This window comes from Rhizobium indigoferae (assembly GCF_034554815.1).
GTDB lineage: Bacteria > Pseudomonadota > Alphaproteobacteria > Rhizobiales > Rhizobiaceae > Rhizobium > Rhizobium leguminosarum.
The window spans coordinates 1,820,508-1,843,577 of sequence record NZ_CP140635.1 but is presented as its reverse complement, the minus strand read 5'-3'; the positions used below and the strand labels follow the sequence as shown (position 1 = coordinate 1,843,577).

Annotated in this window: 22 protein-coding genes; 8 read left to right on the top strand and 14 right to left on the bottom strand. The window is 61.8% G+C overall.

The window, feature by feature from the left end:
• Positions 1-80: 80 nt before the first annotated feature.
• Complete coding sequence (locus U5G49_RS09485) at positions 81-986, bottom strand: LysR family transcriptional regulator (RefSeq protein WP_193442179.1); 906 nt, start codon at positions 984-986, stop codon at positions 81-83.
• Between the two features lie 209 nt (positions 987-1,195).
• On the opposite strand from U5G49_RS09485, the gene U5G49_RS09480 reads away from it, so the two are divergent.
• The 4 genes from U5G49_RS09480 (at position 1,196) to U5G49_RS09465 (ending at position 3,910) form a co-directional block, all read left to right on the top strand.
• Complete coding sequence (locus U5G49_RS09480; protein ID WP_193442463.1) at positions 1,196-1,765, top strand: flavodoxin family protein; 570 nt, start codon at positions 1,196-1,198, stop codon at positions 1,763-1,765.
• A 29-nt stretch (positions 1,766-1,794) separates the two neighbouring features.
• A complete protein-coding gene (locus U5G49_RS09475; RefSeq protein WP_130694615.1) occupies positions 1,795-2,094 on the top strand; it encodes a YciI family protein in 300 nt (99 codons plus the stop codon).
• Positions 2,095-2,232: 138 nt separating this feature from the next.
• On the top strand, positions 2,233-2,922 hold the full coding sequence (locus U5G49_RS09470) for a type 1 glutamine amidotransferase domain-containing protein (RefSeq protein WP_193442177.1): 690 nt from the start codon (positions 2,233-2,235) through the stop codon (positions 2,920-2,922).
• Between the two features lie 16 nt (positions 2,923-2,938).
• Positions 2,939-3,910 carry an amidohydrolase family protein gene (locus U5G49_RS09465; RefSeq protein ID WP_193442175.1) on the top strand — a complete coding sequence of 324 codons (972 nt, stop codon included), beginning with the start codon at positions 2,939-2,941 and terminating at the stop codon, positions 3,908-3,910.
• 17 nt (positions 3,911-3,927) lie between these two features.
• Here U5G49_RS09465 and U5G49_RS09460 read toward each other — a convergent pair whose 3' ends face one another.
• The 5 genes from U5G49_RS09460 to U5G49_RS09440 form a co-directional block, all read right to left on the bottom strand.
• Positions 3,928-5,007: an ABC transporter ATP-binding protein gene (locus U5G49_RS09460; RefSeq protein WP_047621784.1), complete on the bottom strand. Its 1,080-nt coding sequence runs from the start codon at positions 5,005-5,007 to the stop codon at positions 3,928-3,930.
• A gap of 28 nt (positions 5,008-5,035) precedes the next feature.
• The gene (locus tag U5G49_RS09455) at positions 5,036-6,085 is read right to left on the bottom strand and encodes a carbohydrate ABC transporter permease (protein ID WP_018241966.1); all 1,050 of its coding nucleotides are present in this window, start codon (positions 6,083-6,085) and stop codon (positions 5,036-5,038) included.
• Positions 6,082-7,119, bottom strand: a complete 1,038-nt coding sequence (locus U5G49_RS09450; RefSeq protein ID WP_193442173.1) for a carbohydrate ABC transporter permease — start codon at positions 7,117-7,119, stop codon at positions 6,082-6,084. Before U5G49_RS09450 ends, U5G49_RS09455 begins: the two co-directional genes overlap by 4 nt.
• 11 nt (positions 7,120-7,130) lie before the next feature.
• The gene (locus U5G49_RS09445; protein ID WP_193442171.1) at positions 7,131-8,390 is read right to left on the bottom strand and encodes an ABC transporter substrate-binding protein; all 1,260 of its coding nucleotides are present in this window, start codon (positions 8,388-8,390) and stop codon (positions 7,131-7,133) included.
• A gap of 65 nt (positions 8,391-8,455) precedes the next feature.
• Positions 8,456-10,978 carry a hypothetical protein gene (locus U5G49_RS09440; protein WP_193442168.1) on the bottom strand — a complete coding sequence of 841 codons (2,523 nt, stop codon included), beginning with the start codon at positions 10,976-10,978 and terminating at the stop codon, positions 8,456-8,458.
• A gap of 187 nt (positions 10,979-11,165) precedes the next feature.
• On the opposite strand from U5G49_RS09440, the gene U5G49_RS09435 reads away from it, so the two are divergent.
• A complete protein-coding gene (locus U5G49_RS09435) occupies positions 11,166-12,221 on the top strand; it encodes a LacI family DNA-binding transcriptional regulator (RefSeq protein ID WP_130652345.1) in 1,056 nt (351 codons plus the stop codon).
• 21 nt (positions 12,222-12,242) lie between these two features.
• On the opposite strand, the gene U5G49_RS09430 is transcribed toward U5G49_RS09435, so the two are convergent.
• The 5 genes from U5G49_RS09430 to U5G49_RS09410 are packed head-to-tail and all read right to left on the bottom strand — an operon-like array spanning position 12,243 to position 17,359.
• Positions 12,243-12,986: an ABC transporter ATP-binding protein gene (locus U5G49_RS09430; RefSeq protein WP_018241961.1), complete on the bottom strand. Its 744-nt coding sequence runs from the start codon at positions 12,984-12,986 to the stop codon at positions 12,243-12,245.
• Positions 12,983-13,828: an ABC transporter ATP-binding protein gene (locus tag U5G49_RS09425; protein ID WP_047621776.1), complete on the bottom strand. Its 846-nt coding sequence runs from the start codon at positions 13,826-13,828 to the stop codon at positions 12,983-12,985. The genes U5G49_RS09430 and U5G49_RS09425 overlap by 4 nt, the downstream gene beginning before the upstream one ends.
• Positions 13,815-14,717, bottom strand: a complete 903-nt coding sequence (locus U5G49_RS09420) for an ABC transporter permease (protein ID WP_018241959.1) — start codon at positions 14,715-14,717, stop codon at positions 13,815-13,817. The genes U5G49_RS09425 and U5G49_RS09420 overlap by 14 nt, the downstream gene beginning before the upstream one ends.
• Positions 14,714-15,742 carry an ABC transporter permease gene (locus U5G49_RS09415; protein WP_018241958.1) on the bottom strand — a complete coding sequence of 343 codons (1,029 nt, stop codon included), beginning with the start codon at positions 15,740-15,742 and terminating at the stop codon, positions 14,714-14,716. The genes U5G49_RS09420 and U5G49_RS09415 overlap by 4 nt, the downstream gene beginning before the upstream one ends.
• A gap of 21 nt (positions 15,743-15,763) precedes the next feature.
• Positions 15,764-17,359, bottom strand: coding sequence for an ABC transporter substrate-binding protein (locus U5G49_RS09410; protein ID WP_018445414.1), 1,596 nt, complete (start codon positions 17,357-17,359; stop codon positions 15,764-15,766).
• Between the two features lie 133 nt (positions 17,360-17,492).
• Between U5G49_RS09410 and U5G49_RS09405 the strand changes: the two genes are divergently transcribed.
• The 3 genes from U5G49_RS09405 (at position 17,493) to kdgD (ending at position 20,202) form a co-directional block, all read left to right on the top strand.
• Positions 17,493-18,203, top strand: a complete 711-nt coding sequence (locus tag U5G49_RS09405; protein ID WP_193442166.1) for a FadR/GntR family transcriptional regulator — start codon at positions 17,493-17,495, stop codon at positions 18,201-18,203.
• A gap of 65 nt (positions 18,204-18,268) precedes the next feature.
• Positions 18,269-19,243, top strand: coding sequence for a mannonate dehydratase (locus tag U5G49_RS09400; protein ID WP_018445415.1), 975 nt, complete (start codon positions 18,269-18,271; stop codon positions 19,241-19,243).
• 32 nt (positions 19,244-19,275) lie between these two features.
• Positions 19,276-20,202 carry a 5-dehydro-4-deoxyglucarate dehydratase gene (kdgD, locus tag U5G49_RS09395; RefSeq protein WP_112902968.1) on the top strand — a complete coding sequence of 309 codons (927 nt, stop codon included), beginning with the start codon at positions 19,276-19,278 and terminating at the stop codon, positions 20,200-20,202.
• A 94-nt stretch (positions 20,203-20,296) separates the two neighbouring features.
• Here kdgD and U5G49_RS09390 read toward each other — a convergent pair whose 3' ends face one another.
• The 3 genes from U5G49_RS09390 to U5G49_RS09380 form a co-directional block, all read right to left on the bottom strand.
• Complete coding sequence (locus tag U5G49_RS09390) at positions 20,297-20,797, bottom strand: GFA family protein (protein WP_193442164.1); 501 nt, start codon at positions 20,795-20,797, stop codon at positions 20,297-20,299.
• Positions 20,798-20,883: 86 nt separating this feature from the next.
• Positions 20,884-21,651: an alpha/beta hydrolase family protein gene (locus U5G49_RS09385; RefSeq protein ID WP_193442162.1), complete on the bottom strand. Its 768-nt coding sequence runs from the start codon at positions 21,649-21,651 to the stop codon at positions 20,884-20,886.
• 342 nt (positions 21,652-21,993) lie between these two features.
• Complete coding sequence (locus U5G49_RS09380; protein ID WP_193442160.1) at positions 21,994-23,067, bottom strand: ABC transporter ATP-binding protein; 1,074 nt, start codon at positions 23,065-23,067, stop codon at positions 21,994-21,996.
• Positions 23,068-23,070: the final 3 nt, after the last annotated feature.

Below are 23,070 nucleotides of genomic sequence, written 5' to 3'. Positions count from 1 at the left end.
GGCTGCGACGACACCGTGGAGAGCCACTTCAGGCACCGTTGCGCGGCTCCTGCGGGAAATGAAGCGCAAAGGGATCCGCTTCAGACAACGAAACGCTTCGGCAATTCGGTGGCGAGCGCATCGATCGCCAGTCGCGACCGCAACGGCAGATACTGCGTGGTTGGCCAGACGGCGTAGCATTCCATCGCCGCCCTCGGTCGATCGGTCCAGAGTTCGATCAGTTCGCCTGCCAGCACGCGGTCATGGATCAGCCAGTAGGGAAGCCAAGCCAGGCCCATGCCATCGACGGCGGCATCGGCGATCACTTCGAGATCGTCAAAGCGCAGTCTTGAAGTGACCGACAGGTCGATGAGAGCACCGGTCGCATCGGGAAGCTGCCAGGTCAGGCCATAATCGTTGCGCCAATATACGAGGGTGTCATGTTCTGACAGATCCCCCAGAGAACTCGGCTCCCCTCGTGCGGCAAGATAGGCTGGAGAGGCGCAGAGCGCCTTGCGTGGGCTGACCAGTCGCCGGGCGTGGAGCGCGGTTCCGTTGCCAAGGGCGCCGTTGCGCACCGCCAAATCGAAGCCGTCGGCGATCAGATCGATCTGGCGGTCACTGAAGCTGAGTTCGAGTTCAAGCCTCTCGTGCTGGCGCGCATAGGCACGCAGGATGGGTGCGGCGCAGTAGCGGCCAAACAAGACGGGCAGCGACACGCGCAACCTGCCGACGACCTCGCGCCGGCCCGATTCCAGCAGACACTCGCCCGCGCGCAATTCCTCGATCGCACGCACACAGCGCTCGTAATATTGCTGACCATCCTCGGTCAGGCTCTGCGTCCGCGTGGTCCTGTGAAACAACCGGACGCCCAGGCGCTCCTCGAGACGCGCGATGGCCTTACCGACCGCGGAGCGCGTCAACGACAATCGCTCGGCAGCTTTGGCGAAGCCGCCCGTCTCGACTGCCTCGACAAAGACTTGCACCCCATCAAACCTGTCTCGCACCGTGCGGATCCTCGCAAATAACGGTCCTGAGATTGGAGAACCTAAGGAACCAAAGAAGAGAAAAACGATTTCTAATCGTCAACTATATTCTACGATATAAGGCTGGCCGAGCAATCGATATTTTATGGCAACCGCAACCTGAGCAGGCCGGACACATCGCAAACATCGCCCACCGTTCGCGCGCCATCTCATCAACGGAAGGACGGCAATTGCTGGTATCCATCGTCTATGACAGCGGCTGCGGCCATACCGCGCGTGTCGCCGAGGCGGTTGCCGAGGGCGTACGGGAAGTGGAAGGAACCGAGGCGAAACTGGTCGCCGTCGCGGATGGCGCGATGGACTGGAATGCGCTGGAACGGAGCGACGCCATTATCTTCGGGTCGCCGACCTATAACGGCCTCATTAGCGCCAAGCTCAAGCAGTTCTTCGAGGACTCCACCAAAGCGGCCTGGTCGGAGCTGAAGTGGCGTAACAAGATCGCTGCCGGTTTCACCAACTCCGGAGCCCAGCACGGCGACAAGCTGAACTCGCTCGTATCGATGGCGCTGTTTGCCGCGCAACACGGCATGATCTGGGTTGGTCTCGATCTGATGCCGGGCAACAGCAGCAGCACCGGCAGCACAGACGACCTCAACCGGCTCGGGAGCTGGCTTGGCGTCATGACCCAATCGAATGTTGATCAAGCGCCAGATATCACGCCGGCCGGAAGCGACCTCAACACCGCGGGCTACCTCGGTCGTCGCGTGGCCGAGACCGTGCGCCGGTTTCAACCCGCCTGATCCATCTTTCTCAACCAAGGAATTTTGCCATGAAACTGCTTTGCCTCGATATTCCCCAGCCTGGCGCTAGTCTGGAAAAGTACCAGCCGCATATGACGGATGAAGCCCGACACGCCTGGCAGATGTACAAGGGCGGCATCATCCGCGACATCTATTTTCGCCAGGACCGTCCGGGTGTCGCCATCATCGCCGAATGCGAGTCGGTCGAAGCCGCCAAGCAGGCCCTGAGCGAATTCCCGCTGGCCAAGGCCGGGCTCATCGACTGGGAGGTCATCCCGCTTGGCCCCTTCCTCAACTGGGAATCGCTGTTTGCGCCCGGCAACGCCTGAGATTCCCCGTCTGCGATACAACGGAACAGTTTGCGCCCGATCGCGAATTCGGCGGGCGCAGCAGAGCCTACGAGCGCATGTTGAAGAGCGACCTTCGTGATCGACATTGCCTCGCTCAACTCGTGCGGAGCCAAGACAATGGCAATTAACATCAAGCCCATCCTTTGCGTGGTCACCAGCCATCCGATCAGAGGCGATACCGGCGAGCCGACCGGCTTTGCGATGGTCGAACTCACGCATCCACTCGAGGTTTTCCGCGCGGCCGGAATCCCGACCGAGATAGCCTCGATCCGGGGCGGCCATCCGCCGATCGACTTCTTCGACCTCACCGATCCGGTCAACGCCCGCTTCTGGAAGGACCGCGAGTTCCGCGATGCGCTCGCCCACTCGCTCATCCTCGACGAACTCGATCCCGCTCGCTACTCAGCGGTGTTCTTCGCCGGCGGTCATGGAACGATGTGGGATTTCGCCGACAGCCCGGCTGTGCAAGGCGTCATCCGCGATATCTACGAAACCGGCGGCATCGTCTCGGCGGTCTGCCACGGCCCCGCTGCATTGGTGAACGCAACGCTCTCGGACGGCAGCCATTTGGTCGCGGGCAAGAAGCTCGCCGCGTTCACGGACGAGGAAGAGGCGGAGGTCAAGTACACCAAGGTCGTGCCTTATCTGTTGGCAACGACCCTCAAGGAGCGAGGCGCGCTGCATCAGCCGGCGCCGAACTGGACGGAGAAGGTGGTGGTCGATGGCCGTCTGATCACAGGTCAGAACCCCGCGTCTGCACACGGCGTCGGCCAGGCGATCGTCGATCAACTCACCCAGAAGTCCTGACCGAAGGAATTCACCAATGAAGATCATCGCAATCGAAGAGCATGTCCTGCCCGATGAGGTGAAGCATGGGTGGAACACGATCCCCGGCGCCGACGACGGAACGCTTGGGCTCAATCCGGGTCTGCTCGGCGAACGGCTGGCGGATCTTGGAGAGCGGCGGCAGGCTCTGATGGACGAGACCGGCGTCGATGTGCAGGTTCTGTCGTTGACGACCCCGGGTCTCAATAATCTCGGCCATCTTGGCATTGATCTTGCTCGTCGCGCCAATGATTATCTGGCCGAGGCTGTTTCGGCTCACCCATCCCGCTTCCAGGCGATGGCGGCTCTCTCCTTTGCGCAACCGGACGAGGCGGCGCGGGAGCTACAGCGAGCCGTCGAGGAACTCGGCTGCAAAGGTGCCGTTCTGTTCGGCCGGGTCGGCGACAAGAATCTCGATCATGTCATCTTCGAACCGACATTCGCCAGCGCAGCGGAACTCAATGTCCCGCTCCTGATTCATCCTCAGATCCCGCAGACAAGCATTCGCGAAAGCTATTATGCGGGCTTCGGCGCATCCATCGATCTCGCCCTGTCCACATTTGCCCTCGGATGGCATTTCGAGGCCGGCATCCAGTTCGTGCGCCTGATCCTGCGCGGCGTCTTTGACCGTCACCCGAACCTCCAGGTCATCCTCGGGCACTGGGGTGAGCTGGTGCTGTTTTATCTCGAGCGGCTCGTCATGCTGGATCGGGTGTCCAAACTCCAGCGGCCATTCCTCGACTATGTCCGAAACAATCTCTATGTGACGGCAAGCGGCATGTTCAGCCCGGCCTATTTGCAACAGGCGATCGATGCCGTCGGAGGGGACCGCATCCTGTTCTCGACAGACTACCCATACCAATATCGCCCCGGAGGCGAGGCGCGGCGATTTGTCGAAGATCTGGAGCTCGATGCGGCCAAAAAGGCAAAGTTCGCGCATGCGAATTGGGAGCGCCTGACTGGAAGCTGACCAGCTCTCGCAGCCTATCAGGACAGGCGCCGCCCGTCCTCGCCGAAGAGGTGCAGCACATGGGGATCGAGATGCAGCGGCAGGCTGTCGCCCGACTTCATCCGCTGCTGGCCGGCAAAGACCGCAATCAGCTTCTTCCCGCCTGCGTCGGCGTGGACGACGGTCTCCGACCCCAGTTCCTCGACAAGGGTAACGCGGGTGTCCAGTCTGCTCGCTGAGGCCGCATCGGCCAGGGTGATGTGTTGCGGGCGGATGCCGATGCTGACCCTTTCGCCCGTTGGGCGTGCCTCCTTGGCAATCACCGAGAGACGATGGCCACCAACGGTTTCGACCTCAGCGAAACCGCCCTGGTGACCGACAATCGCACCTTCGAGGAAATTCATGTGCGGCGCGCCGATGAAGCCGGCGACGAAACGATTGGCCGGGTTGTTATAGAGTTCCAGCGGCGTTCCCACCTGCTCGACCCTGCCGCTTCTCAAGACGACGATGCGATCGGCCAACGTCATTGCCTCGACCTGGTCATGGGTGACATAGATCATCGTCGCCTTCAGGCGGGCGTGAAGGGCCGCCAGTTCGGCCCGCATGCTGACCCTGAGTTCGGCGTCGAGATTGGATAGCGGCTCGTCGAGCAGGAAGGCATCCGGCCGCCGCACGATGGCGCGGCCGATGGCCACGCGCTGGCGCTGGCCGCCGGAGAGCTGGCCCGGACGGCGCTGCAGGAAGGGCTCGATCTCCAGCATGCGCGCGGCGTCCGTGATGCGCGCTTCGATCTCGGCTTTCGCCACCTTGGTGTTCTCGAGACCGAAGGCGAGGTTTTCCCTGACACTCATATGCGGATAGAGCGCATAGGACTGGAAGACCATGGCCAGGCCGCGATCGGCGGCGCTGATAGCGGTGACATCCTTGCCATCGATGGCGATGCTGCCGCCGGTGGGCTTATCGAGGCCGGCGATGAGGCGCAGCAGCGTCGATTTCCCGCAGCCGGAAGGGCCGACGAAAGCGACGAACTCGCCGTCATTGACATGAAGCGAGACATCGCGAATGACCTCGACGGCGCCGAAATTCTTGACGATGTTCCTGAGCTCGAGCCCGCTCATGCACTCTCCTGTTCAAATTATAGCTGGCCTATTTGAGCCCCGAGCCGGCAATGCCCGTCGTAATGAAGCGCTGCAGGAAGACGAAGATCAGCACGACCGGGATCATCGAGACGACGGTCATGGCGAGGATGTAGTGCCATTGCACATTGAGTTCGCCGGCATAGACGTTGAGGCCGACCTGCAGCGTATAGAGTTCCTTGCGCGAGAGCACGATCAACGGCCAGAGGAAGTCGTTCCAGCGCCAGACGACCGAGAAGATCGCCAGCACCGCCAGTGCCGGCGCCGACAGCGGCAGGATGATGCGCCAGTAGATCTGCCATTCGCTGGCCTTATCCATGCGCGCAGCGTCGAGCAATTCGTCGGGGATCGTCAGCATGTATTGCCTGAGCAGGAAGACGCCCGTCGGGGTGGCGACCGTCGGCAGAATGACGCCCCAGAGGCTGTCGAAGAGGTTCAGCGTGCCGATGACCGAATAGAGCGGCACGACGATGACCGAAAGCGGCACCATCAGTGTTGCCAGGATCATCAGCATGACGGCGGTGCGGCCGGGGAACTGGTATTTCGACAGCGCGAAAGCGGCCATGGAATTGACGAGCAGCGTAATGGCCGTCGCCACGACGGTGACGAAGACGGAGTTGCGCAGGAATAGAAAGAAATCGAAGCGCTGGAAGGGTTCGGTGTAGTTGCCGCCGGCGAATTCGACCTGGCGCACCGGCGTGCGGTCCTTGATATTCGCCTTGACGATTTCGCCCGGCTGTTTCGGATCGACCATCTGGCCGATGATGCCGATGCGGCGCACTTCGGCGAGCACACGGGTGCTGCCATCCGGCATTGCGACATTATAGAGCGGCAACGGCTTGTCGTAGCCCGGCACCACTGCCTGTTCGGTGACATAGGGCAGGAAGGACGGCGGAAACTCGGCAAGGGCGGCCGGCGTCTTGAACGATGAGAAGACCAGCCAGACGGCCGGGCCGAACATCAGGATCACGCCTGAGATCAGCCAGATCCAGGTGACGACATCCGTCCAGTGCCAGCCTCGGCCGCGGCGGCGGAGCAGGAAGGCAGAGACAGCGCTCATTGGCGTGCTCCCTTCTTCTCGTTGCGGCTACTGACGCCGAGCTGGACCAGCGTCAGGATGACGAGCACGAAACCCATCAGGATCGAGGCAGCGGAAGCCAGCCCCGGATTGCGCAGCGAACTCGCAAAGCCGGTCTCATAGATATACTGGGTGATGTACATGGTGCTGGTGCCCGGCCCGCCGCCGGTCAAAACGAAGACCTCGTCGAAGATCTGCACGGCGCGGATCAGCGCCAAGACCAGCACGACGATGAGGTTCGGCATCAGAAGCGGCAGGGTGATGCGCCGGAAGATGCGGGTCGGACGGGCGCTGTCCATCGCCGCCGCCTCGTAGAGATCCCGCGGGATCGCCTGCAGGCCGGCGAGCAGGATCAGCGCATAAAAGCCCATATGCGCCCAGACCGAGACGAAGACGGCGAAGAAGAAGGCCCAGAAACGATCGCTGAGCCAGGAAAACGGCTCGAAGCCGAAGGGGCTCAGCGCATAGTTCAAAAGGCCCTCGCGCTGCAGGATCCATTTCCAGATCAGGCCGACGACGACGGGCGACAGCAGCACCGGGAAAAAGAAGACGGCGCGCCAGAAGCCGCGATTGGAAAGCTCGCGGTTGAGAATCAAAGCCGTTGCGAGCGCCGCGATCAGCATCACGGTCACCTGAAAGACGACGAAGACGGCGGTGTTGCGCACGGCCGCCCAGAAGGTGTCGGCAGCGCAGGTCGAAGGGTCGAGATAGCTGCCGCAATCGAAGAGGATGCGGTACTGGTCGGCGCCGACATAGGTTCGGTTCTGCAGGAAGATGGCGCTGCCGCTCGTCGTCGAATAGATGAAGTTGATGACCAGCGGCAGCAGCACGAAGACGGTGAAGATCAGCATATTGGGCGCCAGGAAGACACCCGCCATGCCGTTCAGCCCGGTCAGTTTCTGCCAGCCGCGCATGGGAATATCGACGAGCCCCATGGCAAGCCGGACAGGCGCAAGGAGCGCCTGCCGCAGACCGGTTTTGACAGGTGGTTCAGAAGAAACCGTCTTCGCCGTCATCTGTTCTTCCGTCAGTTGCCGGCGACCTTGGCCTTGATGTCCTCGTCGATGCGGGCATAGGCGTCGTCGAGCTTCATTTCGCCGGCGATAACCTGGCTGATGCGGGCGACGATGGCGCTGTAATAGGCGTCCGACCACTTCCAGCCCGGCAGCTTCATGGCGGGTGCCGCCGTCTGGCCGGCCGCTTCGACGAAGGCCTTCAGCGCCGCCTGCACATGCGGATTGTCGGTCTTGAAGTCCATCTGGCCGGCGGCAACACCCTTATGCGCCGGAATGAACAGGCTGCGTTCGGCAAATTCCTTCTGCACGTCGGCACCTGCCAGGTAGTCCATCACCTTGGCGACGTCCTTCGGGTTCTTGGTGTATTTGACGGCAACCAGACCGGCGCCACCCTGCATGCCGGAGCAGGCGACCGAACCGCAGGGGCTGCCCGCCATCACCCAGTCGAAATTGTCGCCAATCTTCTGGGCAAAACCCGAAACCTGCCAGCTGCCCGAATAAAGATAGGCGAGGCCGCCATTGATGAAGTCCTCGGCGGCGGAGCGGTAGGTGGTGCCGGCAGCACTGACCCAGACATCCTTGTTGATGGTGCCGTCCTCGTTCCACTTGACGAAGCGGCTGAGGAAGTCCTTGGCGCCCTGATCGATCGGCGCCGGCTTGCCGTCGGCAGCGATATAGTTGGCGCCGTAGGAGATGTTCGGGCCGGAGACCCGGTGGCCGGAGCGGTCGATCGCCATGGCGAAGACCTTCTGGCTGTCGGCGACCTTCTTGGCGGCCGCCGCCCAGTCGTCCCAGGTGGCTTTCGGGCCGGGGATCTCGACGCCGGCCTGCTCGAACAGCGTCTTGTTGACGAAGCCGCCGGTCAGCGTCAGCTGCGTCATGAAGCCGGTGATGGCATTCGAGCCGTCCGGATGCATCCAGTCGGCCTGGGCGCCGAAATTGTCGTCCCAGTATTTCGCGTCGGTGAGATAGGGCCGAAGATCGAGCCAATGCTGCGCCGGCGCCTTCAGATTGGTGACGCGGGCGATATCCGGGCCCTGCCCGGCTTCGAGCTGCACCGGCAGCTGTTCCTTGACGACGTCGTAGGAGACCTCATCGAGGATGACGTTGACGTCGGGATTGGCCTTGGAGAAGCGCGAGAGCAGGTCCTTGATTACCTCGCCTTCGCCGCCGTCGGAATACCACATGATGCGCACGTCACCGGCATGGGCGGCAACGGAACTCAAGAGAATTGCAGCAAAAGCCGCGCCGATCGATTTCATTCTGGTCATTTTCTCCTCCTCTTGACCGATCAATTCCTGCGTCCGGCCGGTCCTCCACCTGCCGGACACGTCGTCTACGAGGCCGCGCGCCGAGGCTGCCTGCCCGGTATCTTCAGATGTACCGCGTCTCCCCGCACCGACCAGTCCGCCGGGCGAAGAATGCGGCCTTCGGCGCGCACGGTACCGTCCTCTTCGAAAACGACCCGGCCATAATCCGGATCGATAACGATCAATGCACCCTCGTCGTCTCGCCGCGCCGAGAGCGCGGTGAAACGCGCCTGCATGCCGTCAAGGCTACCCTCGCGCCCGACATCGGAGAGACGGACAATCCAGCGGCCCTTGCGGCCAGCCAGCCGCAGCTCGATATCCGTCGTCGGCCCTTGCTTTACCGGCTCCAGCGCGCCGTTGCCGATCAGCATCGCAATCCCGTTGCCTGAGCGGGCGAGCGCCAGATTGCCGTCGACCACCGTGTCGTCGAAGGCCTCGAGCGGGAACCAGGCATGGGTGAAATCCGGCTGGCCCTCATGGATCTCGAAATCGAGGATTGCCAGATCGCGATACTGATGCACGCGCGGCAGCGTTCCGCAGCCACCCCAGAAGCTCGGCCGGCCATAACCGAACTGGATGGTTTCGCCGGGATGGTTGATCCAGATCTGCGCTTCCGGCCGATCGCCCAAGCGCAGATGCAGCACCGTCTCCTGGTAGCCCCAGGCGCCGGGGCGATAATGGGCGATGGTGCCAAGCGCGGTATCGCGCGTCTTATAGTGATAGAGCGCGGCAAAACGGTTCTCGCCCTGGGAAAAAGTCCATTCCTGTGCGTCGTCGGACTGGTGCGCCGCAATCGTCGCAAGCGCTTCTGGAAAACGCAGGCCATGATCGCGAATGCAGACGGCAAGCTGCGGCAAAGAGTGGACACGCCGGCCGTACCAGCCGCGGCCCCAGAGCAGCCGGGCAATGGCGGAGAGTTCGACCGAGCGGCCGGGGCGCAGCGTATGTTCGTAAGAGCGGCCCTGGCTGCCGGTCAGCATGCCGTGATGGGCCGAGCGGGCAACGATCTCCATCAGGCGGATGATGCTGGCACTCGCCCGCGCGCGGATCGTCTCATCCGGCGCACAGGCAGCCAGCGCCGTCAGGCCCTTGAGGTCGATCGGGAAATAGGGAACGGAGTTCCACTCGGCCATTTCCCAGCGCTCGAAATGATCGAGCCAGGCGCGAACACGCTGTTCGCCGACCTTCATCTGCTCGGCGCCGGTGCGGCCCGAACGGACGAAGACGGCATCGGGGAAAAGCCTGCCGCCGAGATAGGCGGCGGTATGGAAGAGAAGCGCGTGGTTTTCCGAAAAATACCACTGAACGTCGTTGCCCGGTTCGTCCATCCAATAGCGGTAGTGGAGAACGGCCTGCTCGATCCTGTCGCGCAGCTCCGGTGACAGCAGATCGCTCCAGCGCGTATAGGCAAAGAGCAGCGGCACCAGCACGAAATCGGCGCAGTCGTGGCAATCCTCGATGACCGGCAGCATGGCCGAGATCATCGCCTCGGTTTCCTCGCCGCCCTGCCCCAGCGCCAGACGCGCGAAAGCACAGACCGTATCGGGTTCGGAATGGGCGGCGACCTCGGCCAGCGCCTCGGCGACGCGGTCCTCCAGAGCGGCGGGCGCTTCCCCCTGGCGTTGGGGATGACAGATCTCGACGCCGAGCGTTCGGCCGAGCGAGAGCTCGCCTGTTTCGAAGGTGATGCGGAAATGGCGGAAATCGGCGGGCATATCAGCCGAGGTTCCGAGTTCCAGCTTGGTTGCTCCCGCTTCCAGCCCGAAATCATAGTCGAAGCGCTCGATCGACATGAAGTCGCCTTCGATCTCGACATGGCAGCTCAGCGCCACCGGCAGCGGCACGGGGAAGAGGATCGTGACATCTTCGCCGAGATAGGCGGTGCGGTCGAAGCGCATGCCCTCGAGGATGACCTCCAGCGCATCCGCGTCGCCGGCGGCGATGGGAACGGGCACGGCGGCTTCAACTTCCGGTCCTTCGACATAATCCAGCTGGAAATAGAAACGCGCGTCGCGCTCGGCGAGATCGTCGAAATAGACGCGGATCTCGTTGGGGCCGGCCGCCAGTTCGACCTCGAAGAGTTGCTCGGCTTCGAGATTGCGCTGGTACGGCGCCATGAAGCCCTGCTCGCGGCCATTGACGAAGAGGATAGCGCCGCCGCAGGTCGACAGGCGAAGCGTCGCGGGTCCCACTGAGCGGGCATCGAGGAAGGTGCGCGCCCAGCAGCCGATGCGCGTCGGGCGAAACCAGAAGCCGGAGAGATCGACACGCGGGGAGGCAAAGGGAAGCCACCACCGGACAGCGTCGAACTCGGCAGCCGGCTGCGGCCGCCGGCCGGAGAAGGATTTCTTGAATTGGGTGCGGCAGGGATATTCATGCGGGATGAAATTCTTCGTCTTGGTGACGAAGAAAAACGGATCCATGTTGCCGTCCATCGGACGGTCGGCGACGTCATAGCGCTCCTGCCACAGGTTGGCGAGCTGCCAGTAGACGATCGGGCTATCCTTCGCCGTTGCGCGGCGGAGATGGGATTGCTGCTCAGTGGTCATATTTCAGCCCGCTCAAGCCTTGTGACGCCGGGTAAAACCCTGGCGCATGGACTGGCCGCCTAGCCACATTTCAAAGCCTCCCTGCTCTGCCGCTTGTCGCGGACTCCTCAGGCAACAATTGTGCATAGGCATTCCATTTGCGCAATCTGAAAGATTTTTGCATAGTAGTCGAGAGCGAGGAGAGGACATGGCGGCGGAAGAGAAAAAAGGCAGGCGCACGCGCCTCGACGACATTGCCGCCAGATGCGGTGTCTCGATCAGCACGGTGTCGCGTGCGCTGGCCGGCGAAAAGGGCGTCAGGCCGGAGATTCGCAAGCTGGTGCTGGAAACGGCGAGTGCGGTCAGCTACGCCCTGCCGGCGAGCGTTGCCGGCAAGAAGGTCATGCTCGTCGCCTCCGGCGCGGCGATGATCGACTATGTCCGCAACCAGTTCACGCTCTATGTGCTCGAAGGATTGAATGCGCGCGCAGCCGCTCTCGGCATCGAACTGGCGATGCGCCCTATCGCCGACAAGGGGGATGAAGCCCGGGTCGTCGCCGAGATGCGTGACGATCCGAGTTTTGGCGGCATGCTGATCCTGACCGTCGACGAGGAGGAGATGCTGGCGGCGGCCGCCGATCTCGGAAAGCCCGTCGTGCTCGTCAACAGCGACGATCCCTATATGCGGCTTTCGAGTGTTACGCCCTGCAACCGATCGGCCGCCTTCATCGCCGCCGAGCGGCTGATCAAGGCGGGACATCAACGTATCCTGTTCATGCTGAGGCCGGGGCGGCGGACGATCGAGCGGCGCCTGGAGGGCTGGCGCGACGCCCTGCAGCATCATGGGCTGACGGCCGATGCCGATCTGGTGCTCGAGGTCGACGACTGGCTGCCGGAACTCGGCGCCGAGGCGGTCACCCGTCTCGTCCGCGAGAAAGGCCTCACCTTCACCGCGATCCTGACGGCGGGCGACAGTCTGGCCAATGGTGCCGTGCGCGGATTGCAGGCCATGGGTTATGCCGTCCCGCAGGACATCTCGGTGATGGGCATAGACGACCTGCCGCAGTCGGCCTTTCTCAATCCGCCGCTGTCGACGGTGCATATTCCGATGCGCGAACTCGGCGCCACCGCGCTCGATCTGCTGCGCGACATGATGCTCGGCCTTGCGGCCCCACGGCGGCGGGTCGAGCTTGCCTGCCATCTCGTCGAAAGGGGTAGCGTCGCAGCGGTCAACCGCGTCCATGTCGCAAAAGAGGATCGCTGAACCCCATCACGCTCGAGGATATCAAGCTTCGATAAAGCTCGCTTCGAACAGCTCTCGCGCATAGGCATCATGCGTGGTGCCGGCCTGCAGATCCGCTTTGGTGAGTTCGTCGACGAAGCAACCGTTCTTCATGATCAGCACCCGGTCGCACATATGGCCGATGACCGCGAGGTCGTGACTGACAAGCAGATAGGTCAGGCCCTTTTCCTCTCGCTGATCGGCAAGCAGGTTGAGGATCTCCGCCTGGACCGAGACATCGAGCGCCGATGTCGGCTCGTCGAGCAACAGGATGGGCGGCGACAGGATCAGGGCCCGGGCGATTGCCACCCGCTGTCGCTGGCCGCCGGAAAGCTCATGCGGAAAGCGGTTTGCGAAGCTCGCCGGCAGACCAACCTGGATCAACGCCCTCTCGACCTTCGACCAGATATCGGAATGGCGCATGGCGCGCAGCGGCTCGGCCAAGGCGGTGCCGATACGATGGCGCGGATGCAGGGAGCCGTATGGGTCCTGAAACACCATCTGAGCGAATTTCAGCTCCTCGCGGGAGCGCTTCTTGCCGATCGGTTTGCCGCCAAGCTCGATGTGACCGGTCCAACCGGCCTCCATGCCGGCGAGACACCGCAGCACCGTCGATTTGCCGCATCCGGATTCACCGACAATACCAAGGGTCTCCCCCTGGTTGACCTGAAAACTGATGCCCCTGACGACATGGTTGCTTGATTTGCCGGAGGCAAAGACGACATCGAGGTCACGCACATTGATCATTGCGCCGTCTCCAGATCGAGTTTCGTCCTGTCGAGAACCGCAAGCCGGCGAACCGGGTTTCTGGGGTCGGGCAGTGCGGCTATCAGCCCGCGGGTATAGGGATGGCGGGCGTCTTCGAGACGAGTCAGGGTCTCGACGATCCGGCCGGCATACATGACGATGATGCGCTCGCAAAAAGCTGCCACCATGCGAATGTCGTGGCTGATCAACAGCAGTCCGGAATTGTTCTCGCGCACCAGCTCATCGAGCAACAGCAGCACGTCCTTGCGGACGCTGACATCAAGCGCCGAGGTCGGCTCGTCGGCGATGACAAGCTTCGGGCGCGCCAGCAGCATCATGGCGATCATCACGCGCTGGCCCATGCCGCCCGATATCTGGTGGGGATAAAGCGCCATGACCCGCTCCGCATCGCTGATGCGCACGCGCTCCAGCATGGCGCGGGCAGCCTCATGCGCCTGTTTCTTGTGAAGACCGAGGTGAAGGCGGGCGGCTTCGGCGATCTGTTTACCGATCGAAAGCACCGGGTTCAGCGAATAGCGCGGATCCTGCATGATCAAGGCGATGTCCTTGCCGCGCAGCGCGCCCATCTGACGTTCGGACTTCGACAGCAACGAACTGCCGGCGAGATCCAGACGTTCGGCCGAGACCACCGCGGCCGGCGGCAGAAGACGCATGATGGCGCGACCGGTCGTCGATTTTCCGGAACCGGATTCTCCGACGATCCCGACGCGTTCGCGCCCGACGTCGAAACTGACGTTGGAGACGGCAGGCACGGCGCCTCGCCCGAAACGGACGCTCAATCCTTCGACGGATAGAACGGGCTGCAGATCACGATCTTGCATGGCGGGGATCCAGAATGTCGCGCAGAGCATCTCCGGCGATGTTGAAGGCAAGGCTGGTGAGGAGGATGGCGATACCCGGCATCACGGCAACCCACCAATAATCCAGCATGAACTTGCGGCCGCTGGAGATCATCGCGCCCCATTCCGGCGCCGGCGGCTGGGCGCCAAGGCCGAGGAAGCCAAGTGACGCTGCCGTCAGAATGATACCCGCCATGTTGAGCGTCAGGCGAACAATGACCGACGGGACGCACATCGGCGCGATATAGAGGAGCAGAATGCGGATCGGCGAGGCGCCATAAAGGCGGGCGGCGACCACGTAATCGGCGTTTCTGACGACAAGCGCCTCGGCGCGCGCGAGCCTGGCAATCGGCGGCCATGCGGTCAGCGAGATCGCGATGATTGCCGTGGTCAAGCCGGCGCCGAGTGCCGCAGCAAAAGCCAGAGCCAGGATCAGCGACGGGAAAGACAGAACGATATCGGTGGCGCGCATCAGAAGCGCATCGATGCGTCCGCCGAAGAAGCCGGCGACAACGCCGATCAACAGGCCGATCGGGCCGACGATCAAGGAGATCGAAAGCACGGTCTGGATGGTGATGCGCGTGCCGAAGATGAGGCGGCTCAGGATATCCCGGCCGAATTCGTCCGTGCCTGCCAGATGCGCGAGGCTCGGCGGCTGCAAGGCATCGCCAAGCGCCTGTATCGCCGGATCGTAGGGCGCCAGGAGCGGCGCGAAGATCGCGATCAGGCAAAGCAGGCCAAGGATGACGAACCCTCCAAGACCAAGCGGCTCGGCCGCCAATTTGCGGCCGGCGCGCGCAAACGACGCCGCGACACGGGTCGACACGCTTGGAGGGCGGATCTGAATCTCGCTGCGGATGACGTCGCTCATCGGGCCGCCTCCCGCATGCGCGGATCAAAGACGGCGTAAGCGACGTCGGCCAGGAAGTTCAACAACATGAAAATGAATCCCACAATGATGGTGCCGGCGACGATGGCGTTCATGTCGCCGATCATCAGCGCGTTCGTCATGTACTGGCCAATGCCCGGCCAGGAGAAAACGATCTCGGTCACGACAGCGCCCTCGAGCAGACCGCCATAGGAAATGGCCAGGATGGTGATCAGCTGCACCGCAATGTTCGGCAGGACGTGGTGCCAGATCGTGCCGAGCGGGCTCACACCCTTGGCTCGGGCCGCAATGACATAATCCTGGCTCAACTGCTCCAGGGTGAAGCTGCGGGTCATGCGCGTGATGTAGGCCATCGCCGCATAGGCGAGGATGACGGCCGGCAGAATGATATGGCCGAGCGCATTCCAGAAGATTTCGGTCTCGCCCTGCAGCAGGCTGTCGACCAACAACAGGCCGGTGCGCGGTGTGACGAGGCCTTCGTAAAACACATCGATCCTGCCCGGCCCGCCGACCCAGTTGAGGCCGGCATAGAAGATGACGAGGCCGACGATGCCGAACCAGAAAACCGGGATCGAATGACCGACGAGCGCGACCACCCGGGCCGTCTTGTCGATGAAGCTATCGCGAAACAGCGCCGCGACCAGCCCGAGCGGGACACCGACGAAGGTCGAAATGATCACCGCCAGCGTCGCAAGTTCGAACGTCGCCGGAAAGGCCTGGGCGAGGTCCGAAGAGACGGGATTGCCGGTGAGGACGGCCGTGCCGAAATCACCATGCGCCAGCCCGTTCAGATAGAGGAAAAACTGCTGGTAGATCGGCAGATCGAGCCCCAGGCGCGCCCGCATCGCCGCATAGGCTGCGGGATCGGCGAGCTCGCCGACAATCGCGCCGACCGGATCGGTGGGCAAGACGCGGCCGATCACGAAGGTCACGCATAAGAGGATGAACAGGCTGACCAGCAAATGCGCCAGGCGTCGGCCAAATTCGGCTACGGAGAGTTCCTTCATGATCGGCTGTCCTGGGAAGTATTACTGGGTTTCGACCTTCGTCACGTTCTCGAGACGCGTTAACTGAGACGGATGCCCCACATATCCCTCGACCTTGCTGGACAGGACGATCGGCTCAAAGCGCTCGAAGAGCGGAAGCACCGCCGGCTTCTGTTCGACAAACATCTTCTGCATCTGAACGTAGAGTTCGCCGCGCTTCTTGGCGTCCGGTTCCATCGATGCTTTCGCCGTCAGCGCCGTGAGTTCCGGGATGTCCCAGGCCGAGCGCCAGACGAAATTGCCCGCATTGTTGGCTTCCTTCGAGTTGTCGGGATTGGAGGAGAACTGCTCCATCGAGCCGAGCACGTTCGGCATATAGGCACTGGTCTGCGGGATCAGCAGATCAAAATCCCTGGCGCGATGGGCGGCGATGATTTCCGAGCCGTTGCCCTGCTGGATGTCGATCTTGATGCCGACCTGGGCAAGCGATGCCTGGATGGCGGTGGCAAGATCGATGCGCGGCGTTTGCGCGATGGTCTTCAGCGAAAGCGAGAATCCGTCCTTGAAGCCTGCCTCGCTCAGCAGCTGCTTGGACTTTTCGACGTCGAGATGCCAATCGGGATTGGGGATGGCATATTCGAAATTCTCCGGAACGGGAACGTTTCTGGCCCGGCCGTAAGGACCCATGATGGTCTTTTCGATGCCCTTATAGTCGATGCCGTAGGCAATGGCTTCGCGAACCTTCGGGTTGGCGAGGTATTTGTTGCCGGCATTCATCGACAGCACATAGAAACCGCCCGTCGGAATGCGCTGGATGGCAAAGCCCTTCTTGCTCTGGAAAGTCGCGAGATCCGAGGCGGTCAGGGCGCTGGCAATATCGATATCGCCGCGTTCGAGCATCAGCCGCTCGACCTGGCTTTCAGGCACATGCCGGACGATGACACGACGCATCTTCGGCGCGCCGGCCATATAGTCCTTGTTGGCATCGAGAATCACCAGTTCGTTCGGAGACCAGCGATTGAGGGTGAACGGACCGGAGCCGGCCGAATGGGTTCGCATCCAGGCGTTTCCGTAGTCATTATCAACGGCGTGGCTCTCGACCTCGACGCTGTCGACCACGCTGGTGGTGGTCGTCGTCAGCCGGTAGAGCAGAAGCTCTGCCGTCACCTGGTCGGAGAGATCGATCCGCACGGTCTGGTCGTCGACGGCCTTGACGAGCTTTTCGACATTGTCCTTGTCGTAACCGACGCGCTTGAGGTTGGCGGCGGCGGCCTGATCCATCTTCAGGAGCCGCGCCAGCGAGTAGACGACATCCTTGGAGGTTACCGGGTTACCGGAGGCGAAATTGGCCTTGCGCAGCGTAAACGTGATGCCCTTGTCGTCAACCTTCCAGCTTTCCGCCAGCTGCGGAAGAATCTTACCATCAGCCGTGCTGGCGACGAGCCGATCGTAAAGATTCGACATGATCTCTACCGCTTTGCCTTCGGTCGCCTGCTGCGGATCCAGCGACAAAACCTGCGCCAGTGAGGTGCCGACCACCAGCTGGTCCTGTGGGGTGGCAGCCTGCGAGAGCGGTGCAGCGATCGTCAGGGCGCCGATGACGGCGCCGACGAACAAGCCCTTAGAAAAATGCTTCATTGTAAGTCCTCCCTAGACTACTATAAAAGACATATTATGTCGCCCGTATGTCGTATTATGATCTATCGAAGTCTGATATGATTTGCAAGACCCGAGCGGGAGACTTGATGCAAAGGGATTGGGGGAACGGACAATGACAACATTCGGCGGCGGCCGGCAAAGACTGGCGCAACAGGTCATCGATCAGCTGCGGGCGCAAATCGAGACGGGGACGCTGCGTGTCGGCGATCAACTGCCGACCGAGCCGCAGCTTGAAGCGGCATTCGGCGTCAGCCGCACCGTGGTGCGCGAGGCGATAGCCGATCTAAGGTCGGCAGGCTTCGTCAAGCCGATCCAGGGCAAAGGCGTTTTTGTCGCGGATCCGAAGGCGCATTCGGTCCTGCCGCTGACGCCGGTGGAAATCAAAAGCATTCCGGAAACCTTGGAGTTGCTGGAGTTTCGTATGGCGGCCGAGGGTGAAGCGGCGGCAATTGCCGCCTATCGCCGCACCGCCGAGCAGGAGGCGGCAATCCGTGAGGCCAACCGCAGAATGGCGCACCTGATCGAAACCGGACAGCAAACCGTGGAAGCGGATTACGCCTTCCACATGGCAATTGCCGCCGCCACGAACAACCGATTCTATGTCGATGTCCTGCGCCATTTCGGCCCCAGAGCCATCCCCCGCGGCCAGTTTCCGACACTCCCCGAGGCCAATGACCGCAGCTATCTTCAGAAGGTTTATGCCGAACATGTCGAAATCCTGTCGGCAATCGCCGATCAGGATCCCGAACGCGCCCGCCAGGCAATGCGCGCACATATGTTGGCCAGCCAACGCCGCTACCGCATGCTCGCCGAGCAGCAATAGGGCTCGACACTCTTCAAAATTCATATTATGTCATATGACATTGTGTAATTTCGAAAGAGACTCAAATGTATCTGGGAACACAGGTCGCGGCGCGGGATGACGACGATTATCGTATCTTCGCGCAACTGGGTGTGAAGCATATCAATGCCGACCCGCCGGGAAAGCCGAGCAGCTGGACGCTGTCCGACCTCGAGCGCCATCGCGACAAGGTCGAAAGCTTCGGCCTGATCCTCGACATGATTCAATTGCCGCTGCCCTCGCAGCCGATCGAGAAGGCTTCCTATCCCGATATCCTGCTTGCCGGCCCCGAGCGCGACAGACAGATCGACGCCGTCTGCAAGCTGATCGAGAATGTTGCGGCGGCCGGCATTCCTTCGGTGAAGTACAATCTCAACCTGATCGGCATTCCCCGCACGCCGGATGAGCCGGGACGCGGCGGGTCGCTGAATGCCAGCTTCCGCTGGGACAAGACGGATCAGCAGGCCGAGCCCGGTCTTGCCGGCGTGCTTTCCGAGGACGAAAACTGGGAACGGATCGACTATTTCCTGGAACGCGTCGTTCCTGTCGCTGCAAGCAACCGCGTCCGGCTCGCCTGCCATCCGCACGATCCCTATACGCCGCCGGGCTATCGCGGCGTCACGCGGGTGCTGGGCACGGTAGAAGGCCTGAAGAAGTTCGTGCTGATGCGCGAAAACCCCTATCACGGCCTCAATTTCTGCCAGGGCTCGATCGGCGAAATGCTGGAAAATCCCGGCAAGGAGATCGACGATGTCATCCGCTGGTTCGGCCAGCGCGGCAAGATCTTCAATGTTCACTTCCGCAACATTCGCGGCGGCAAGCTGTCCTTCATGGAGACCTTCCCTGAAGAAGGCGACATGGACATGGTCCGTTCGGCCAGGATCTACAAGGAGGTGGGCTTCAAATACATGCTGATGCCCGACCATGTACCGACCGTCAGCGGCAAGGACCCAACCGCCACCGCATTTGCCTTCTGCTACGGCTATATCGCTGCACTTCTGCAAGTGCTCGACAGCGAGTGACCCGGTTTTCAACACCTAAGAAATAGGACTTCATGATGAACCCGATTGAATTGAAGAAGGCCGTCGGTAGTGGTCTCCTGTCGTTTCCGGTGACCCATTTCGACGATCAACTCAAATTTGACGAAGCCAAGTACCGCCGTCATGTCGAGTGGCTTTCCGGTTACGACGCTGCTGCGCTGTTTGCCGCCGGCGGCACCGGGGAGTTCTTCTCTCTCAATCCGGCCGAGATTCCGCAGGTTGTCCGGGCGGCCAAGGCGTCGGCCGGCAAGACGCCGATCATTTCGGGAACCGGCTATGGTACGTCACTCGCCATCGAGATCGCCGTCGCGGCCGAGAAGGCCGGCGCCGACGGACTGCTGCTGTTGCCGCCCTATCTGATGTTTGCCGAACAGGCGGGTCTCATCGCCCATGTCAAGGCGGTCTGCCAATCGGTCGGCATCGGCGTCATCGTCTATAACCGCGACAACGCCATTCTTTCGGCCGACAGCATCGCGCGCCTGGCGGAGGAATGCCCGAACCTGATCGGCTTCAAGGACGGCGTCGGCGATGTCGACAAGGTGATCGAGATTACCACCCTGCTTGGTGACCGTCTCGTCTATGTCGGCGGCATGCCGACCCATGAGGTTTACGCCCAGGCCTATTTTGCCGCAGGCGTGACGACCTATTCATCGGCCGTTTTCAACTTCGTGCCCGCCCTCGCCCAGCGCTTTTACGGCGCCTTGCGCACCGGCGATCAGGCGACTGTCGACGAGATCCTGAAGGGCTTCTTCTTCCCCTTCGTCGCCTTGCGCAACCGCAAGAAGGGATACGCCGTCTCGATCATCAAGGCCGGCCTTCGCGTCCTCGGGCAGAACCCAGGCCCCGTGCGCCCGCCTTTGACGGATCTTACCCAGGACGAGCTCGCGCTGCTGGAAAAGATCGTCCAGGCCAACGGCGTCACACGGATCGCGGCGGAATAATATATCGCTGTAGTAGGCCGCCGGGGTGGCCCGGCGGCTGTCCGGTTCGCACCAACAACGGACAGCGCCGCACCGGCAAACGCCGGAATAGGACTCAGCCATCACGCCGCCTCACCGCCCATGAGGTGGTATCGTGATCGGGGTGCTGGTTGCTGCTCTCCTTGATCGCCGCGGCCCAGTCGGCGCCGTTGTCTTCGGTCGCACCGGTATTTTCTATGCCCGTGATCGTATCGAACCATGCCACCATGTTCTCGGTGCAGGTATTGGCCAGCGGCGAAAAGGCGTGCGGATCGTCAAGCGAACCGATCATCAGGTTGGTGCGACCGTTTTCGAGATGGTGGAAGAACAATGGCGTGCCGCAATTGGCGCAGAAGCCGCGCTCGACAAGCTCCGAGCTCTTCCAGACGCTCGGCTTGCCGCGTGTCCAGCTGAGCGCATCATCGGGCGCAGCGACGAGTGCTGCAAAGATGTTGCCCGAGGCTTTCTGGCACATGCGGCAATGGCAGAGATGCGAATTTTCAAGCATAGCGGTTGCGTGGTAGCGCACGGCACCGCACTGGCAGCCGCCGCTCACCTCCATCTCGATGCGTTTCATTTTTCTCCTCCTTCAAGAGGCGGGTTTGGGCTTAATCTCTTTTAGGTTTTCGTCACTTTCCCGCTGCCCGAAGCTGTCATGCTGCCTTAGTGGTACGTCACGACGGGATTGAACACCCTTTGCAGGAAGGGCCTGAGAGCTCCCTGCATGTCATTTCTCGGAATTTGATGTCCGCACTCAAAGACGTGAAGCGACTCCAGGACTCCGGCATTGGACAGAGCTTTTGAGAAGAGTTCGGCTTGGGCAACAGGAGCACGGTCGTCATGCTTTCCATGCAGCAACAGCGTCTCAGACCGAACTTCGGGCGCATAATGCAATGCAGAGCGAGCCAGAAACGCCTCTCTCGATAGGCCCGCCTCTTTCTCGATAGCCCAGCGCAAACCGTCTGAACTCTCGTGATAAGCGACTTCAAGATCGTAGACGCCGCTGGACAGAATGACTGCTCGCAGATCAGAAACCTGGGTGGCGACCATTGCCGATGCAACGGCGCCACGACTGTTTCCATAGAGAACAATTCGGTCAGGATCGACGAAAGGCTGGCCCTGCAGGAAGGCGAGAGCAGCTATGATCGCTTGCTGGGTTTTGGGACCGCAGAAATCCGGAGGGCCATCCGACGCCCCAAAACCAGGCTGCGAGACTGCCGCCGCAGTGATATTCAAACCAGAACAGAACCGAAGCAACGCGCCGCTGTTGACCGCCTCTACCCCTCCAAGCAGACGGCCACCCTGATTGCCGTGGACAAATAGGATTGCTCCTGCGGGCGTTTCACTTTCGGCTTGAGCTTGAAAAAGCTCGACCGTGGCTCCGTCACCCCGGTCAATGAGATGTCGCGTTACTACCGGCATAACCACCATCAGGTTTTCGCGTGCCGGACAAACAATAGTGCAACTTGTGGCATTGGCAACGTCCGGTGGCGGGGGAAATCGTTGAGAAACCAAATGGCTTAGCCGCTCATCCGTTCTCCCCTCGGCCAGAACGCGCCCATAGGGCGGATAAGGGGGCGAAGCTGGTCTTTTCAACAACGCGTCATACGCCTGCGGCGGAATGGCGGGATAGGTTATGAGGAGAGAGCGTGCCGTGCAGCCCCCTCATCCGCCTGCCGGCACGTCTCCCCGAGGGGAGAAGAGGATATGCCGCACCCTCGCGTTCCCCGCTCGTCGCCGCAAATCGGACAGCCGTGGGACAAACCGCCCCGGCTACAGCGCCACACCGGTGCCGCGGTCGAAGACGTGCACCTGATCGCTGGTAATACTTGCCTCGAACACGGCGCCGTAACGGGCGGGATATTCGCCGTCGACGATGGCGGTCACCTGCTGTCCGGCGAGGTCGAAGACGACATGGGTCTGGGCGCCGGTGGGTTCCACCAGCATCGTCCGGCCGGCGAGCGGCGTGCCGCCTGATATGCCGGGAACGAGATGTTCGGGGCGCAGGCCGATGGTGACCGCCTGGCCGGCCTTGACCTTGCGGTCGGGCGCGATGCGGATCGCGGTGCCATCACCGAGGCGGGCGGCCGGCTCACCGTTTTCGCCGTCGACGGTGCCGTCCAGCATGTTCATCGCCGGCGATCCGATGAAGGCGGCGACGAAGAGATTGGCCGGTTTCCTGTAGAGTTCGAGCGGCGTGCCCTGCTGCTCCACCCTGCCCTGATTGAGCACGACGATACGGTCGGCAAGCGTCATCGCCTCGATCTGGTCATGGGTGACATAGATCGAGGTCGTCCTGACCTTCTGGTGCAGCGTCTTGATTTCCGAGCGCATCTGCACGCGCAGCTTGGCATCGAGATTGGACAGCGGTTCGTCGAACAGGAAGACGGCCGGATTGCGCACGACGGCGCGGCCCATGGCAACACGCTGACGCTGGCCGCCGGAAAGCTGGGCCGGCTTGCGGTCGAGGAGCTCGGCGAGATCCAGCATACGGGCAGCCTCCGCCACCCGGAGCTCGATCTGGGGTTTGGCAACGCCGGCGAGCTTCAGATTGAAGCCCATGTTTTCAGCCACGGTCATGTGCGGATAGAGCGCGTAGGATTGGAAGACCATGGCAATGTTGCGTTCGCGCGGCGTCATGGCGTTGACGACCTTGCCGCCGATGGCGATTTCGCCGTCGGTGATCTCCTCGAGGCCGGCGATCATCCGCAGCAGCGTCGATTTTCCGCAACCGGACGGGCCGACGAGCGCGACGAATTCCCCATCCTCAATATGAAGCGAAATGCCGTGGATGACGTCGACGGCGCCATAGGTCTTGCTGATTTCGGTGAGTTCAACGGATGCCATGAT